This window comes from Mucilaginibacter ginsenosidivorax, assembly GCF_007971525.1.
GTDB classification, from domain to species: domain Bacteria; phylum Bacteroidota; class Bacteroidia; order Sphingobacteriales; family Sphingobacteriaceae; genus Mucilaginibacter; species Mucilaginibacter ginsenosidivorax.
On record NZ_CP042437.1, the window covers coordinates 7,363,549 to 7,378,819 of the forward strand.

At 40.8% G+C, this 15,271-nt stretch carries 12 protein-coding genes and 1 other RNA gene; 5 read left to right on the forward strand and 8 right to left on the reverse strand.

Annotated features, from left to right (window positions below; translation table 11 throughout):
• Positions 1-14: 14 nt before the first annotated feature.
• The 7 genes from FSB76_RS30200 to FSB76_RS30230 form a co-directional block, all read right to left on the reverse strand.
• Positions 15-3,152 (reverse strand): SusC/RagA family TonB-linked outer membrane protein, encoded by a 3,138-nt coding sequence (locus FSB76_RS30200; RefSeq protein WP_147060170.1) that lies wholly within the window; start codon positions 3,150-3,152, stop codon positions 15-17.
• A gap of 568 nt (positions 3,153-3,720) precedes the next feature.
• Complete coding sequence (locus FSB76_RS30205; protein ID WP_147060172.1) at positions 3,721-4,692, reverse strand: YpdA family putative bacillithiol disulfide reductase; 972 nt, start codon at positions 4,690-4,692, stop codon at positions 3,721-3,723.
• Between the two features lie 133 nt (positions 4,693-4,825).
• An RNA gene (gene ffs, locus FSB76_RS30210) (signal recognition particle sRNA small type) lies at positions 4,826-4,924 on the reverse strand.
• Positions 4,925-5,158: 234 nt separating this feature from the next.
• Positions 5,159-5,692 (reverse strand): hypothetical protein, encoded by a 534-nt coding sequence (locus tag FSB76_RS30215; protein WP_147060174.1) that lies wholly within the window; start codon positions 5,690-5,692, stop codon positions 5,159-5,161.
• Between the two features lie 101 nt (positions 5,693-5,793).
• A complete protein-coding gene (locus FSB76_RS30220; RefSeq protein ID WP_147060176.1) occupies positions 5,794-6,366 on the reverse strand; it encodes a 2'-5' RNA ligase family protein in 573 nt (190 codons plus the stop codon).
• A 7-nt stretch (positions 6,367-6,373) separates the two neighbouring features.
• The gene (locus tag FSB76_RS30225; RefSeq protein ID WP_147060178.1) at positions 6,374-6,994 is read right to left on the reverse strand and encodes a 2'-5' RNA ligase family protein; all 621 of its coding nucleotides are present in this window, start codon (positions 6,992-6,994) and stop codon (positions 6,374-6,376) included.
• 11 nt (positions 6,995-7,005) lie between these two features.
• Positions 7,006-7,635 carry a 2'-5' RNA ligase family protein gene (locus FSB76_RS30230; RefSeq protein ID WP_147060180.1) on the reverse strand — a complete coding sequence of 210 codons (630 nt, stop codon included), beginning with the start codon at positions 7,633-7,635 and terminating at the stop codon, positions 7,006-7,008.
• Between the two features lie 72 nt (positions 7,636-7,707).
• Here FSB76_RS30230 and dinB point away from each other — a divergent pair, with 72 nt between their 5' ends.
• The 5 genes from dinB to FSB76_RS30255 all read left to right on the forward strand — a co-directional run bounded on the left by dinB (position 7,708) and on the right by FSB76_RS30255 (position 13,348).
• On the forward strand, positions 7,708-8,892 hold the full coding sequence (gene dinB, locus FSB76_RS30235) for a DNA polymerase IV (RefSeq protein ID WP_147060181.1): 1,185 nt from the start codon (positions 7,708-7,710) through the stop codon (positions 8,890-8,892).
• 213 nt (positions 8,893-9,105) lie between these two features.
• Positions 9,106-10,350: an acyltransferase family protein gene (locus FSB76_RS30240; RefSeq protein ID WP_147060183.1), complete on the forward strand. Its 1,245-nt coding sequence runs from the start codon at positions 9,106-9,108 to the stop codon at positions 10,348-10,350.
• Positions 10,351-10,468: 118 nt separating this feature from the next.
• Entirely contained in the window at positions 10,469-11,500 is a 1,032-nt protein-coding gene (locus tag FSB76_RS30245; RefSeq protein ID WP_147060185.1) for a sensor histidine kinase, read from the forward strand.
• Positions 11,497-12,201 (forward strand): LytR/AlgR family response regulator transcription factor, encoded by a 705-nt coding sequence (locus FSB76_RS30250; protein WP_147060187.1) that lies wholly within the window; start codon positions 11,497-11,499, stop codon positions 12,199-12,201. The genes FSB76_RS30245 and FSB76_RS30250 overlap by 4 nt, the downstream gene beginning before the upstream one ends.
• 280 nt (positions 12,202-12,481) lie before the next feature.
• Positions 12,482-13,348, forward strand: coding sequence for a fructosamine kinase family protein (locus FSB76_RS30255; protein ID WP_147060189.1), 867 nt, complete (start codon positions 12,482-12,484; stop codon positions 13,346-13,348).
• 2 nt (positions 13,349-13,350) lie between these two features.
• Here FSB76_RS30255 and FSB76_RS30260 read toward each other — a convergent pair whose 3' ends face one another.
• On the reverse strand, positions 13,351-14,985 hold the full coding sequence (locus FSB76_RS30260; protein WP_147060191.1) for a hypothetical protein: 1,635 nt from the start codon (positions 14,983-14,985) through the stop codon (positions 13,351-13,353).
• Between the last annotated feature and the right edge of the window lie 286 nt (positions 14,986-15,271).

A 15,271-nucleotide genomic window follows, 5' to 3' on the forward strand; every position in this document is an offset into this window, starting at 1 on the left:
AGATGCTCAGCGGTTTAAAAGGAAACGTTGGCTCCCAGGTTAAAAGTCCGGTTCATCGGGTAGGTGTAGCCTGCAAAAGCTTTGCTGAAATCGCCGTTATCTCTTGGATTGGGGCCCTGGTGCTCAGGGTCGTAATTCTTCAACCCGGTAAATGTTAGCAGGTTGTAGCTGTTTGCATATACCCTCAGTTTTCTAACGCCTATGCTTTTCAGTATAGCTGGAGATAATGAATAACCAAATTCCAGTGATTTTACGCGCAGGTAACTTGCGTTTTGTATAGCTTTAGTGCCCTGTGCCACAGGCGATCCCATTGCGGGGTAATAACCAGGCACCCATTTTGTATTGGGGTCAAAAACGTTTGCCGACGGATCTGCAGTGTGCCAGCTGTCAAGGAAACGTGTTAAGGCGCTCCTGCCATACATCAGCGGTTCTGCAAATTGTTCACCATATTGTACGTAAACACCTGCAGCACCCTGCAACAGCATATTCATATCAAAACCTTTATAGCTTAAGCCTACGGTAAAACCGTAGTTATACAGCGGAATGTCTGTGGTTGCAATAGGATGGCTGTCTTTGTCGTCAATAACTCCGTCGCCGTTCCAATCCTTATAATAATAATCACCGGGTATTGTGTTGTTATTGCCTCCGCCTGTGTTTACACCATAATTGTATATTTGACCGTAACTGGTAAACTGCCCGGCGTACTCTGGGCCCCACCAAACATTCTGATACCTGTCTGTTTGGTTCTCTTTCCAGTTTAAATACTCGTTACCTGAATTACTACGCAGAACTTTCATTTTCTTTAGGCGGGTTGTTCCTATGTTACCGGTAAGGTTTACACCTAACTGGCCAAAGGTGTTCCTGTACGACAGGTTAAAATCCAAACCCTGTACCCGGTCGCTTTCATAATTAATTTGTGGCACAGCGGCGCCCACCGTTCCAGGTAAAGCTACCGTAGGGGTGGCCGGTAACCCGGTTCTGTCATTTCTGAAAACTTCAATAGTTCCGTCCAGTTTTCCACCAAACAAGCCAAAATCAACGGCTATGTTCTTTATAGTACTTATTGGCCATGTTAAACCAGGGTTACCAAGCTTTGGCGCCGACCCATTTACCGCGCTTGCACCAAAAATGTAGCTGTTTACAGGGTAAGTGTAACCGTTAACATAATTGAATGCGTTGCCCTGCTCGTCACCAACCTTGCCGTACGAAGCCCTGAGTTTTAAATTGGAAAGGGTGTAATCTGAGACCAGTTTGCGAATAAAATCTTCTTTGGTTAAAACCCAGCCCACCGATGCTCCCGGAAAGAAACCATATTGATCGGCGCCTGGTTTATACAAACTGGTGCCATCCCGGCGAAAACTGAATTCGAGAAGATACTTTCCTTTAAAATCATAATTAAAACGCCCTATAATACTTCTGTGTGCCTGGTCCTGTAAAGCGTTGGCATCCATACCACCGTACATATTGGAATTTTGAAGGCCACCGAATAAATAATTTACCGGAATTTCGGTATCCCGGTAAGCGTTAAAGTTATCGGCAGTTTCATGGCTTTGCTCATAGGTAGCCATGGCTGTGATGTTGTGGTCTTCAAAAAAAGTATGGGCATAATTTAAAGTAACCTGGCTCAGGGTATTTAAGTGGGTATAATAAGCGCGGGTTATGCCCGATGGTGAATTTACTACACTTGGTATGTAAGTATTGTCGGCTGCTTTGTAAGTATATAAAGAGAATGTCTTTTTTATTTGATTGTAGTCGTTAACACCATAATCAATGTTAAATAAAGCTTTGGCACTCAACCCTTTGATGCCTGGTATATCATAAGTTAAGTTTAACTGGCTGGTAATACTTTTATTTCTGCTTCTTTTTGATCCTACTTTATTGGCATCGGTAATGATGGAAGGGTTCATGTTGTCGTCCATTACAGCAGGATATAATGGGTTGTCGTTAGCATAAATCTGGTGAATGGGTATCTGGTTCCAGGTATACTTATAAACGGTCCATTCGTCGGTATAAGGCTGGTTTTTTTCATCCATCCAGGCCGATGTTAGTACCTGTGCTTTTAAACCTTTTGTGATACTGGCAGTAACATTTGAGCGAAAATTATATTTATTATAATTTAAATCGCCGGTTTTAAAAACGCCATCTTGCTTTTGATAACCAAAATTGAAGAAATAGCTGATTTTGTCGTTTCCGCCATCAATATTTAAATTGTGCTGTAATTGGTTTGCTGTTTTCCTGAATACCATACCTATCCAGTCGGCCGATTTATAAGTACCATCAAGCCACGGTTTCATATCGGCATATGAATATTGTGGCGTTACATTGGATACAAAATTGTTAGCAAAATCGCGTTTAACTTTTTCATTGGTAAGCATCATGTAGTCTACAGCACCTACTCCCTGGGGCATTCCTAAAAAGGTTTGAATAGCACTGTTAACTGAATAATTGATGTTGATATTCCCGTTTTTTCCACCTTTTTTGGTCGTTATCAAAATGGCGCCGCCTGCAGCCCTTATGCCGTATATAGATGCAGCCGCGTCTTTAAGTACAGAAACACTTTCAATTTCATTTGGGTCCATCCGGCCTATGGTCGATTGATCGCCACCAATTACACCATCAATTACCACCAATGGCGAACTTGTGAAACCCCTTATATTTAAATTGTTGGCAAAAGATCCCGGCTCGGCAGTTGTTTGAACAATTCGCACTCCAGGTATTTTACCTGTTAGCATATTTATAACGCTTTCGTTTTTGGTGGTTACAATCTCTTTGCTCTGAAGTGTTGATACAGAACCGGTAATGGTGGCTCTTTTTTGTACACCATAACCTACAACTACCACTTCATCAAGCGTTTTATTAGTTGCAGTTAATGCGATGGTACCGCCTTTTATATCTTTTACAATTACCTCTTTGGTAAGGTAGCCTATATATGATACCTGCAAAACCACGTTGGTATTTGCAACATTCAGCGTAAACTTTCCTGCTATATCGGTTATAGCACCAGCTGTAGTACCTTTAATTTTTACACTTACCCCCGGAAGTGCCGACCCGTCGGTTAAATCAATGACTTTTCCGCTGATGGAAGTTTGCTGGGCTAACAAACTAAGCGGAAAAAGGAAGAGGAGTATAAGTAAGTATCTAAGTTTTTTCATATTGTCTCTCTGTTAATAGTTAAGTTTAATTGGTTTGGGTTACCGTGTTAGGGCAATAAATAGCGCGTGCAGCGGCATACTTACGGCGGGTTAGGTGCGTAATGATACATGGTGTTAATTTGGTTGGTTAATAAATCACCTGAACCTTTATGAAGGCTGGCAGGTGCTATAATTGGTTTATTTTACTGACACAAAAGAAGAGGCGATCATTAATAAAAAATAAATAATAGATTAATTTTAGCTGTAAAAACACTAAAAAGAACGCTTTTGAGATATTTTTCGCAATCGATTGCGGTTTTTGAGATTTTGACTGGCTTTTTAGTTTTAACAAAGCCTTGCCATGAATTGATCGGGCTGTTTTACTAAACGAATATTGCCCAGTGAATTATAGGGCAATCAATTCTGCAGGTCTTGATGAGATCAATACGAAGGGGAGAAGGCTTTCTGTGATGAGAATGTAGGTAGTGTCACATCTATGATGAATTGCCTGATAGTCTTAAGCAAAAAAGAAAAAAATCAACTTTAGACTTACGACTTACTACTATTGACTAACACCGGTAGGGGCAAACTAAATAATCTGCCTTGCTTTTTTTGCTACAATATCCTCCAAAATTATATCGGCGTGCACCCGTGAGTTTTCTATGAACCAAAGGTGGGTGTCTAAGCCGCCGCAAACCACACCAGCTAGGTATAAACCAGGCATGTTGGTTTCCATAGTTTCGGGGTTGTATTGGGGAATGAATTTATCTTCGGACAGTATAATGCCCAGTTTTTTCAGGAAATCGAAATTGGGTTTATAGCCGGTCATGGCCATTACAAAATCGTTGGGGATTGTAATTAATCCATCTGGTGTTTTGATATCAACCTCATGTTCGCGGATGGCTTCAAGATTGGAGTTAAAATAAGCTTTGATGCTGCCTTCTTTTATTCGGTTAATGATGTCTGGCCGTACCCAGTATTTAACCCTGCTGCTAATCTCGGCTCCACGCACCACAAGGGTAACATCGGCGCCCTTGCGGTAAGTTTCCAGGGCCACATCAATGGCCGAGTTGCTGGAGCCAACCACCACTACATTTTGCGAGGTATAATAATGCGGGTCCTGGTAATAGTGTTTTACTTTGGGAAGGTCTTCGCCGGGGATATTTAAATTAACCGCTATGTCATAAAAGCCGGTAGATACGATAACCCTTTTTGCCCGGTATATTGTTTTGCTTGTTGTTATAATGTAGGCATCGTCTTCGGCTTTTACATTGGTTACCTCCTCAAATAAATGAAGCGGAAGATTGTTGGATAGTGCAACCCTGCGGTAATATTCCAAAGCATCATTACGGGTGGGTTTGTTATGAACGGTTACAAAAGGTACGCCGCCAATTTCTAATTTCTCTGAAGTTGAGAAAAAAGTCATCGTAGAAGGGTAATTATATAACGAGTTTACCAGGCAGCCTTTTTCGACAATTATAAAACTTAAACCTGCCTTTTGGGCCGCCAGTCCGCAAGCTAAACCTATGGGGCCGCCGCCTATAATGAGTATATCGAGCATGCCGCTAAGATAGGCAGTTTTTAAGAGAGAATTGTGGGGTGATTTTGGATTTCGGAATTCGAATTTTCGATTTCGGATTTTTTTGATATCCCTTTGGGGATTGCTTTTGCCAGGAAAAATATAGGCACAAAAAAAAGGGTAAGCTACTTTTATCGCGCCGCTCAACTCTCTACCCTTGCTGCGTTCCCACCCTGGGGGAGTTCAAGAGGAGCTGGCCGTAAAAGACTTACCCCGGGGCAAATATAGAAAAAGGATGCGTATCAGGTTAATAAATTGTTAAAAAAGGCTTACCCGCTGATAGCTAAAGGAATAGATTTTTATTTGTTGTCCGTTCCTTGTTACAGGGGCCATAAACCCCAGCTCTTTGCCGACCTTGAATGCGAGAAAACTGCGTATTTTAAAAACTTACAGCGTTTTTTGACGGGCAGAAATAGAAAAGGCGGTTATTTAACCGCCCCTTTATTTTTTACTTTGTCAATATCAATTCAAGATCTTTTTTAATTAGGTCAGCGTTTTTGGGTTTTATCTCGTAATCGAAATTAGCGGCACCATCAGTCGCAATCCGGATAATTGATACTGATTTTGTTTTCAATGTTTCGATATCATCTTTTTCCAGTTTATAATAAACCAGATTAATAACGCGGTCGGCCTGCGAGCCATAAGTAACATGGGCATCACCACCGGCATCTGGTTTTAAGTCGAGTACGCTGTTATCAGTAAACTTAATATTGGTAATGTTGGCCGGCCCGACAGACCATACCCGCGGGCCGTTCATATTATCTATCCTGAAACATAGCACGTAACTCGTTCCTATTTTTTCGGCATAAACGTATAATAACCTGCCTGTTGCAAACCCCAACTGTGTGTAAATTCTTTCGTCGGATGTTTTCCATGTGGTATCACCTTTGATCTTATCGATCTCTGGTTTTTCTAATTTTTGGGCATTTGCAGAAATCGCAATGCCGGCGGCTAAAATAGCCGAGAGGTAAATTTTTTTCATTGTGAAATTTTTAGGGTTAAGTAATAATTAATAAAAGGTTATAGGTTTAAAGCCACAGGGTTTCATTTTAAGGTTTAGGTTTTTTATTTAATATCAAGTTTTTATGCCACGGCCAGTTTTCTGTCAAAAGGGATTTTTTTATATACTTTATAGCTATCAAATTTTGTGTCGACTTCTTTTTCCAACACGGTTATACCATCTGCTAAAAACTCATCTTTGTATTCAATTTTTACAAAATGCGGCCATAGCATATTAAATGCTTCTACCGGTATTTTACGCGCAATGGTAATGTGTGGATGGAGCTTTTTTATCATCAGCAAATCCTTAATGGCGGTAAACCAATCGGATGTTTCTTTATCCAGTTCTATTTCGGCATAAATGGTACGGAAAGCTGGCCCGTGCGAGAAAAAGTTAAACCCGGTGATCCTGATGTTATGTACAATTATAGTGCGCCTGATTATAAAATCGACCATATCATAAAAAGGGCCGATAAGTTTGGGTTTTTGTGAGCCGGGATCTACTTCATCGCTGTTAATATCCAAAGTAATATGCGCACGCGAATTCATCCCCTGGAAATTACCTATGCGGTTAAAACACGCCTTTTTAAAAGCATTTATCTTTTGATCAATACGATCTGGCGGAGACAATACAGTCAGATAATATTTAAGGCTCATATCCAAATTAAAAAAGGCTGATTTGTTTATTAACGGCAGTTGTGTTTTTTACATGCCGCATTAAATAATCCTGGTAAACGCTGTTTAATGAATCGGCCGAACCTTTAAACTCAAATTCGCGATACACAGACGTGCCGGAGTTAACCAGGTTTTTTAAAATGGTAAATTTTGATACCACAAACCTTTTTTTTAACTCTTTCCTTTGAAAATAGGGCCAAAGTAAATTAAACTGTTCAGGGGTAAGTCCGCGTGCTATGGTAATGTGTGGTGTTCCGCTGCCTTTGCCTACTATATCCCACAATAATTTAAGCCAGTAGGTATTATGGTCACTTATCTTCAGCTTGGCGTAAATGGTTTTGTTATAGCCGTTGTTTTCGTTAAAGCAATCAAAGCCATCTATCTCAAAAACAACTGCCGGTAAAGCCGTTAACCTGCGCTCAAACATCGAAAAGCCATGGTCATGCACATGAATAGGGTGCTTTGGATAATTGTTGGTAGTTATATGGGGCTTCGACCCCATGCCGGGGTAATCGCCGATTACCCGCCGGGCTTCATTTTTCAATTTAACAATCTCGGTATTAACATGATCGGGCAAGGACAATACGAAGTGAAAAAATGGCGAATTCATATAATTGCTGATTAAATTGTTTCAAATAAACTGGTCTGATCCTGGCCGGCCATTTCAATCCGGCCGGCCTCAATGTTTTCGGTACCAATAAAGCCTTGCTCATTTTTAAATTCAAAGGCTTTAAAAAACTCCCATTTGGCATATGGGTCAAACGTATCTCGTTTAACTATGGTAAGCGCGTTTATCCAGAATGGCTCAACCAGTTTTTTATGCCTGAAATGAGGCCACAGAATATTAAAATCCTTTTCTGCTATATTCCTGGTAATAGTTATATGCGGCGTAAGTGCTTTTTTTATTTTTAGTTTTTTCTTTAGCTGGCTAAACCAATCATCAACTGCCGGTGTCGACCGTATAGCGGCATAAATGGTGAATTTACCGTGCAGATGGGGGAAGTTGCCAAAACCATCAATATGCAGCAATACCGGCGGCAAGCTTCTCAATTCTGTTTCTAAGAATTCAATGTTCCTATCGGTCATGAACGGTTTCTGACGTTCCTTATGCTGGATAGAAATATGAGCAGGCGAGTTCATGCTTTGATAATCTCCAATGAGCCTTGCCGATGCTTTTTTATAGCGTGCAATTTCGGCCCTGATTATCTCTGGTGGCGAAAGCAGCATTAAATGATCTTCGTACATCCTCATATTCTAAATTTCTGTGAATCAAAAATACTAATATAATTAGCAAAATACCAAATTAATTAGCAAATTTGTTTCATGGATCAAAAACGACATATCGTACACATCGATCTCGATTCTTTTTTTGTGTCGGTAGAGCGTAAGTTTAACCCGGCGCTTATTGGTATTCCTGTGCTTATTGGTGGTTCGGCTGATAGGGGTGTAGTTGCATCCTGTAGTTATGAGGCCCGTAAATTCGGTATTCACTCGGCCATGCCAATGAAACAGGCCATGAAGCTTTGCCCGCATGCCACTATAGTACGCGGTTCCCATGGCCGCTATTCCGAGGCATCCAAAGAGGTTACGGATATTATCCAGGACTCGGTGCCGCTATTTCAGAAATCGTCGGTTGATGAGTTTTACATCGACCTTACTGGTATGGATAGATTTTATGATTGCTACCAGGTTGCATCAAACCTTAGGCAACGTATTATTAAAGAAACGGGCCTGCCTATTTCATTCGGTATGGCATCGGGCAAAACGGTGGCTAAAATGGCTACCAACGCCTCAAAACCAAACGGGCAGCTGTTTATTAAGCACGGCGAAGAGTTAAAATTCCTGGCGCCATTGTCTATCAACAAAATTCCTGGCCTTGGTGAAAGCACAGCTCAAAAGCTTTATCAATACGGTATTGAAAAAATTGGCGACCTGCAACGCGCCAACCTTAAGTTTTTAGAAACTGTTTTTGGCAAAGCAGGGATTTTCCTTTGGGAAAAAGCGCATGGGATAGATCATAGTGAGATCATCCCACATTCCGACCGTAAATCTATTTCGACAGAACATACATTCGATATCAATGTAAATGACCATCGAACGATTGAAACGATATTGGTTTCAATGACCGAAGAGCTGTCATCCAAACTTAGGCGAGAGAATAAACTGGCATCGTGCCTGGCTATAAAAATAAGGTATGCCAATTTTGAAACCCATACCCAGCAACAAAAAATAGCCCTTACAGCGGCAGAGCATGTCCTGTTGCCGGGTGTTAAAAACCTCTTGAAAAAAACCTGGAACCAGCACCGGCCCATCCGGCTGATAGGGGTAAGGCTGAGTAACCTGGCCAGCGGCCGGTACCAGATTAATCTTTTTGAAGATAATGAGGAACGCATTCGCCTGTACCAGGCCATGGATAACATCAACTTTAAATTTGGTGATAAAACTATTTGCCGCGCGGCAGGTATGGAAATTGGTACAAGGAATTTTAACCCGTTTTTGAAAGGGTAAGAGCCTCATCCAACTCTCTCCCAAGGAGAGTGCTTTTGATTTGCGAAAAAAAACATGTTTTTGCATCATGCAATTCTCCTGTCTTAATTCTTGACTCTTGACTCTTGATTCTTGCCTCTTCCCCACGCCGTTGGTCAAAGGTTTATTACCATTGGTCAAAGTAATTTTAAAGGGTTACGTCAAGTTGCTTCTTTTGATAAAAAAGAAAGCTTTATGGAAACCACACAACGACAAACTTACCTCGATTGGTTAAGGATCATCTCAATCCTGGGGGTATTATTTTTTCATTCGGCCATGCCTTATGTGGCCGAAGATAGCTGGCATATAAAAAATGCGCAAACCAGTAACCTGATGATGGAATCAAATCATTTTTTGCACCTTTTTCGCATGCCGCTGCTCTTTTTTATTTCTGGTACCGTGAGTTACTACATGATGCAGCGGCGATCTACTTTAAACTTCATCGGCTTACGTTTCCGCAGGCTGTTTATTCCATTACTCGTGGGCATGTTTATCATTGTACCGCCTCAAATTTATATGGAGCGGCTGGCAAATGGTTACCACGGCAGCTACTGGCACTTTTACGCAAGTGTATTTAATTTTGTGCCTTACCCTAAAGGCAGTTTTAGCTGGCACCACCTTTGGTTTATTGCTTACCTGTTTATTTACGACTTAATATTTGCACCAGTATTTGCCTGGATGGTTTCGCCTAAAAGCGATGGCTTTAAAACTAAACTTGCAGCCCTGGCCCATGGTAAATGGGTTTACCTGCTCATGTTGCCAGGTATCATTTGGTTTACGTTTTTAAGCTGGCAATTACCCGAAACAAACGACCTGATTCATGACGGATGCTATTTTGTTTACTGGCTGTTTTTTGTGCTGGCCGGCTTTATATGTATTGTACAACCCAAACTAATGGATAGCCTTGAGCGTAACCGCCGTTTTTCTTTAACTATCGGTTTTTTGAGTTTGGTAACCTGGGAAGTAATGCGCTGGAATGGCATTGAACCAGAGCATCCCGGTTGGCATTTTCAAAATATTGGGTTTTCATATGCCTTTACTGCTTTAAGGCCAACAATTGCATGGGGCTGGGTATTGGCATTAGTGGGCTATGGTAAACGTTACCTTAACCGCCCCCATAAAACGCTCAGTTATCTTAACCAGGCGGTATATCCGTTTTATATCCTGCATCAAACGGTGATCGTTTTGGTTGTATATTACATTGTACAAATGCAAAATGAAAGTATTCTTTCAAAATATATTTACACTGTGGGCATTACCTTTTTTGTAACGGTGCTTACTTACCATTTATTTGTACGGCCCTACGCTTTAACCCGGTTCCTATTTGGTATGAAACCTTTGGAGAAAGAGAGTCAAGAGTTAAGAATCAAGAATCAAGACAAAAACACTGATCCGGGATCTGTAATAATTCAGGAGCCGCTTGCATCATCCCCGGTCTGAATTCGGGAGCGACAAGTAAGCAAATTTGCATAGTAAAAACAATTATCATACCTTAAACAACATCAAATTACGGCCTTAGTCTTAAATCTTGATTCTTAACTCTTGACTCTTTTTCTCTATGAGGTTTTTCAGCAAATATATTTCTCCCGCGTTATATGGCCTGCTGGTATATTTTACCGTAAGGCTGCTGCATGATACTGAACATGATGAAATGTTTTGGAAAAGAGATTGGGGTTTAAATGTCCTTGAAATGAGCTGCAGTGTATTGGTGGGGTATGCAGGCATATATTTATTTGAGTGGCTCTTTCGGTTTTATGACAGGCGCTGGCCACTGCAGTTTAATTATCGGGGAGTAGTGAGAGAATTAATTATACTGGTGTTTGCTAACCTGGTTTTGGTGAACCTGATATTTACTCCAATGGCTGCATTAACTGACGACGGCCTATCCTGGGGTGATCTGGCAGACCTTACCATGATACCAACCTTATATGCCATTATTTATTATGGGATAGCACGTAGCAGCACATGGTTAAAGGCCTACATTGCCAACAAGGTTCAACTGGAAAAGTTGACTACTGACCAGTTACAAACCGAACTTAAGTTTTTGAAAGCCCAATATCATCCGCACTTTTTATTTAATGCTTTAAACACCATTTATTTTCAGATGGATGAGGATGTGCCGGCGGCCAAGCAAAGTACAGAATTACTTTCCAGTTTGTTAAGATATCAACTTTACGATCAGCAGCAACAGGTACCTATAAGCCACGAATTGGAATACCTGCAAAACTACATCCGCTTCCAGCAAATAAGGGCCAGCAGTAAATTGAAGCTTAATGTTTGTTTTGATGAAAGGTTAACAAACCAGCCAATTTACCCATTACTACTGCTTCCATTGGTCGAAAATGCTTTCAAATACGCGGGTGGCAATTTTGAAATCAGCATTAGTGCAAATATTAATGACGGGAAATTTATTTTTGCTACAGTTAATGATGTACCGGCACAAATACAATCTAACGAAAACTATACTGGTATTGGGTTAGAGAATTTACGACGCCGTTTGCAGCTATTGTATCCGGATAAACACATGTTAGCTGTTGGTCGTGAAGGAAATCGTTTTTCGGCAGAATTAGTGGTAGAATTTAACCTATGAACTTAATAACTTGTATAATAACTGATGATGAACCTTTTGCGCGCAGGGGCTTGCAGGGTTATGTGGAAAAGACCAGCTTTTTTGATTTAAAGGCGCAATGCGAGGACGCGATGGAACTTAGTGAAATGCTGAAGCAACAGCCCGTCGATCTACTTTTTTTAGACATCCAGATGCCGCACTTAACAGGGGTTGAATTTATAAAATCGTTGCAAAATCCGCCAAAGGTGATATTTACCACGGCGTTCAAGGAATATGCCACAGATGGTTTTGACCTTGATGTACTGGATTATCTATTAAAACCCATCTCGTTTGAGCGATTTATGAAAGCGGCGTTTAAGGCCAAAGATTATTTTGATCAAAAGGGGAGTAGCGGTATTGAAATTGGATATATGTTTGTGAAGAGCGAAGGCAAGCTTGAAAAAGTTGTTTTTGATGAGGTGTTGTTTGTGCAGGGTATGGAAAACTATGTGGTAATACAAACCGTCAATAAAAAGATCATCACCCACAGTACATTAAAAGCTTTTGGCGAAAGATTACCGCAACGTAAGTTTTTGCAAACTCATAAATCGTACTTTGTGGCATACGATAAGGTAAGCTCAATTGATGGCAATATTCTGGATGTAGGAGCACACCGGGTGCCTATAAGCAGGCAGCTACGCGAACAGGTAATGCAGCTGTTGATTAACAGGGGGAATAAATAATGATCTGTGGTAACCCCAAACTTATGAAGTTTTTGACCAGGCCAGAATTTATGACCTGTTTTTTTCGCAACATACGCCTTACAAAACCCGGTTCAATGTATTAATTAAAGTAGCACAATACTATACCTGTATTTAGCTTCTTATTAGGGTACAAAGTTCTGCTTGTATTATTGGTGCAAATACAGAATTTCCTCTTTAATTTAAATTGTGATTAAGGCAAGCTCAACATAATTACGGAAACTCAATCGTTAATAATTATTGTAAAAAAAAGCAGGATAGGATGCATAACGTTAATGATGTAATACTCGTAATTGAAAAGCAGATTGGCACCAAAATTTCAAACATTTTACCTTTAAGTGGTGGAAGCATAAACCATGTTTACCACCTGCAAGCTACCCGCGATAATTTTGTCCTGAAGATTAATGACCGTTTTAATTTTCCAGGCATGTTCAACCTTGAAGTACAAGGCCTGGAAACTATCCGCAATACCCAAACTATAGCTGTGCCAAAAGTTTTGTTACAAAGCGAGACTAATACCGAAAGCTATTTATTGATAGAATGGATATCGCCAGGGCATAGTACACAAAAAGCATCGGATACGCTGGGCGAGCAACTTGCCCAAATGCATAGGCATACATCTCATAGTTTTGGCTTCGACACCGATAATTACATGGGCTCACTTCGGCAAAGCAATAAGCCTCATAAGTATTGGAACGATTTTTTTATAGAAGAGCGTTTAAAACCAATGATAAGGATAGCTCAAACAAAACAGCTGCTTACAAATAATGATTTACGTTTATTTGATCTACTTTATCAAAAACTTCCTGGTTTGTTTACTGAAGAACCGCCGGCCCTTGTTCACGGCGACCTGTGGAGCGGCAATTATTTGATAGATGTTCATGAAAAGCCTTACCTGATAGATCCGGCTGTTAGTTTTAGCAACCGGGAGTTTGATATAGCTATGACAACCTTATTCGGTGGTTTCGACAGGCAGTTTTATGAAGCCTATAATCATAACTTTCCACTGCAGGAAGGATGGCAACAACGGATTAAGTTGTGGAACTTGTATCCGCTATTGCTGCACGTAAATCTTTTTGGCGGCGGTTATATTAAACTGGTTCGCGATAATCTTACTGCCCTTTTATAAAATCATTGACTTATACCCTCAATAAATGTGGGTGTTTCAGTTACTTTGACCGAAAGTTTGCCGGCTGTTGTATTCACTTGTGAGGATATCATTGCCTCAGATCCCGGCTTCAAAGTATAAATATTAGCTTTGGGTGTTCCCAGGTTAAGCATATATGTTGCAGTTCGCTGTCGTTGATCTGGCACTGTCAAAATATACATTTGCCTTGACCCCGAAACATATTTATCAACTATCGGATCAGCATTTATGGTTGACCGGTAGGTAAAATCGCCCATTAGTTTATTAACCTGTAATAAATAATCGGCGGCGGGCCTGCGTTTACCATCAGTGGCTAAACCCGAAGTAGCGTATTGAAGATTTGAATCAGGCGTATCATCCAATAACTGGTAATAAAAAACGCGTTTGATGCCGTGCCTTATGTATAACAGCGACGTTCTTAATATCCAGTCGGCCTGGGTTATCAAAACCGGTTTATCGCCAATGGCGATTGCTTTTTGGTAACTTCCCTGGTTAATATCGTAACCAGATTCGGTAACCCAAACCTCTGGTGGGTTTTTTAGTGAATTTGCCAGTTTAACAAAGGCGTTGGCGAGTGAACCCGCTTTTGATAATTCGGGAGCTACTCCGGTTGTGGCTTTACTGTGTGTTAAAATATCGCCATCGTTGTTATAAAAGTGGTAGTTGATAACATCAAAGCATAAGTTAACGCTGCCATCAGTACGATACCCCCGGTTGGTTTTGCACCAATCTATTATCCTTTGTACAAAAGCAGCATCACAAGTAGCAAGACCGCCTATCACCACCTGCATGCCGGGGTCGGCAGTTTTTACACCAGCGTTGTTGCCCAGGCGGCCCTTATCTCCATCATAAAAAGCCGATAAATTGGCCGCGTACTCTTCCGGTGTTTGTTTTGTGGCCGGCCCCTTCCACCATTTGTCCCATTCGTTACCACACTCAATATATTTTACCAGGCTCATGCCAATTTTTACCACATTCGGCGGATCATTAGGCCAACGTGGTTTGGAGTTTACTTTCACAAGTACCGGATCAACAGCGGTGTTATATCCGTATCGTGCCGCAAATTGAAATGCGGCTTTGGCCTGATCGATATAGCTTTCCGGAGCAGTTTTGTCTTGGCCATAAGGTATGGGAACGTTATCTAAATCCTGCATCCCGGTAGGGTAGGTGTTAACTAACCAGCTGGCACAATTCTTCATATCGGCCAATACCAGAATGTTTTCCTGCTTACAGCGGGTATATATCAGGTCATAATTCCAGCCTCCGTTATTGGTTGGGTTAAAAGTATAGTCGCCTTTCGTATTTTCCAGCTTATTCCAGTTCATGTAGTGCCTTACAGCGCTGAATGATTTGATAACCGACATGTTGGCCTCGTAAATTGTTTTTACATTGGGGTTAGCCGGGTCCTGTAAAAAATTCCACTCATAGGAGTTTATACCAAACATATTTTTCAACGGAGTAGGGTTGGCTATATTAGTTGTATCATTTAGCGAATGATCGATAGCTACGGTATCCTTAATATTTAGGCTGGTTTTAGGCGAAACCTTATCGGGCCGACAGTTGTTTAAAAACATAGCGCTTATGGCTACGGCCAAATGGAATTTAAATTGATAAATCATTTTTATCTTTTTTACTGAGGGGGATGGTCATGAAAAATACCGCCTGAAGCGGTTTAAAAATGGATTAACAGCGCAAAAGTATTTAGCCATATATTGAAACCCGCATGGGGATGTGCGCGGTAAGTAAGCCATTAGCCGGACTGGGTTTAAAGGTTAATTGTTATAAAGATTGTTGAGTTTTACGCTTAAGCAGTAGTATTTGTTTCGCAACCTCATTTGCCCGGCAAATTTTATTTGATACATTTATTTATCGCCTTGTTAATTGTTTATTATAACATCACAGAAG